The organism is Prevotellamassilia timonensis (assembly GCF_021531665.1).
Lineage (GTDB): Bacteria > Bacteroidota > Bacteroidia > Bacteroidales > Bacteroidaceae > Alloprevotella.
Genome location: NZ_JADYUH010000217.1, coordinates 1 through 263 on the forward strand (window position 1 = coordinate 1; position 263 = coordinate 263).

The 263-nt window shown below is 38.8% G+C and carries 1 protein-coding gene; it reads left to right on the plus strand.

Translation table 11 applies throughout. The features are described 5' to 3' along the window. Positions 1 to 263, plus strand: a 263-nt coding sequence (locus I6E40_RS10845) for a hypothetical protein (protein ID WP_235387297.1), incomplete at both ends; no start/stop codon positions are given.

Consider the following 263-nt stretch of genomic DNA (forward strand, 5'->3'; position numbering starts at 1 on the left):
TTTCTTAGCGCGCCCTTTTGTAAGTTTCGTCAGTCACATAGCCCGCTATGCTCCTTCCTCAACTGACAAAAGTACATCTCTAAGAAATCAAAATCAATTCAACCTAATTTTTAGAACACCCCTTAAAGATGAAGCAGACTGCATGCACCTCTACCGAGAAAAGGTTTTGTCTTTCCTTCAAAGCACCAAAAAAATTTTCCACACCCAACGCCCTTTTTCGGTTTTAACACTTCTTGCTTTTGGCGATGAAAAGTATTATATTT